The following is a 1,442-nucleotide window of genomic DNA, read 5'->3' as shown; positions in this document are numbered from 1 at the left end:
CAACAATTGGATTTGGAGTTATTTGACTATGTCAATTGGTGGAACCACCTTCGGTTGCACGGTACACTTGGCTACGAGACACCGGTTGGTTACCGTAACCAGAGATTGGCGCAGCGAATCCTTGATAATGAGCTCGGATGTGCTAACGTTAGCGAGGCAGTCTAACTTTAACTGTTAGCTCCTGCCGAAGATCGTCACATCCGAGGAGGCTCATTGTCAAGGACAATCGGGAATAGCATACGGAAAGAAGTTCTGCACCTTATAAAATTTGTCAAAAAAACTGTTGCCATTCCATTGCGGAATATTTAAGTACCATCGTTTATCGTGGAAATCTTGCGCTCCACCTTTAGTATTTCCTGTTGGATCATTTGTAGCACGCATCATAACGTATACTTTCTTATTAGGGAAGTTGTGCATGTTAAAAGATACATGATAGCCAACATTCCCAGATGTCCCATACGCTTGATTTACATCCGGTCTATAAATTCCATCACCTCTTACTCGAGCTAATTCTTTTCCAGTATCGTAATTCATAATGAAGATATACTCGTATTTATAGTTAGCAATGTGCCATCCAGCTACATGCAAGTTTGCGTTTTCGATTTCTCCGAACTGATCAATGTGGGCGTAATTTGTTCCATCTGTCAGCGTAGGATTTGCAGCACCTGCTCTAGTTGGATCAATGACTGGTTTATCCTCCGAAGTAGTTGGATTATCATCCGTAAAACCATGAGCCAAATCATAGGCTAATTTTTCTTTACTTACACCCATTTCAGAAAGATAACCGTAAGGATCTGTATGATTGCCCCAAATATTTTGTGTTACCCATAAATGCGATTTGATTCCTGGTTGGTTATAAGGCGTGTCCAATGTTAATGGAATACCATATTTCATTGCTGAATCTCTAGCCAATTCAACGTATGCCTTGTAGTTTTTCTCAAACGTTGTTTTATCATGTGTGTGTTGTAACTCAATCTGCACAGGACTATTTGCATTAGCATACGAACCAGCACCGTACTGTACATAACCAGGTTGTCCGACTTGGTAAACAATTCCACCGTCTCCCACAATGTAAGCAGTATAAGCACTAGTCCATGAACGTTGCATATACTGTGCTTCATTGCGTCCTGTTGCTGTTTCGTTAGCCGTTTCATGAAGTAAAATATACTGATTATTCGCTACTTGAGAGCTACCTTCATTTACACCTAAATTAAATTCATTGTTAATAGTGTAGGCAAAAGCATTCGAAGGTAATAAAAAAAGAGCCATTAGTAGGCTCAATGATAAAATGATTTTCTTCATTTTTTTCCTCCTATTTTTTTAAGTTATATGCAGACACACCAGTGATAACACCTAAAAACGTCGCTACTGCATTGATAGTCAGAACTGTCATATCTGTTCCATTCCATCCATATGCTTTGCCTAGTGTTGCAACTAATACA

At 39.5% G+C, this 1,442-nt stretch carries 2 protein-coding genes and 1 pseudogene; 1 reads left to right on the top strand and 2 read right to left on the bottom strand.

Going from position 1 to position 1,442, the window contains the following annotated elements; all coding sequences use genetic code 11:
* On the top strand, nucleotides 1-165 hold a 165-nt coding region (locus KFO35_RS14055; RefSeq protein ID WP_211140350.1), incomplete at its 5' end, for an IS3 family transposase.
* 129 nt (nucleotides 166-294) lie between these two features.
* On the opposite strand, the pseudogene KFO35_RS14050 reads toward KFO35_RS14055, so the two are convergent.
* Together KFO35_RS14050 and KFO35_RS14045 are read right to left on the bottom strand one after the other, a co-directional pair.
* Nucleotides 295-1,302, bottom strand: a pseudogene (locus tag KFO35_RS14050) (peptidoglycan recognition protein family protein); the annotation flags it as partial.
* A gap of 10 nt (nucleotides 1,303-1,312) precedes the next feature.
* Nucleotides 1,313-1,442, bottom strand: a 130-nt coding sequence (locus tag KFO35_RS14045; RefSeq protein WP_244653266.1) for a phage holin, incomplete at its 5' end; no start/stop codon positions are given.

Origin of the sequence: Enterococcus lactis (genome assembly GCF_015751045.1) — a bacterium.
Classification (GTDB): domain Bacteria; phylum Bacillota; class Bacilli; order Lactobacillales; family Enterococcaceae; genus Enterococcus_B; species Enterococcus_B lactis.
Note: the sequence above shows the minus strand (reverse complement) of the source record. Positions and strands in the feature narration are given on the sequence as shown.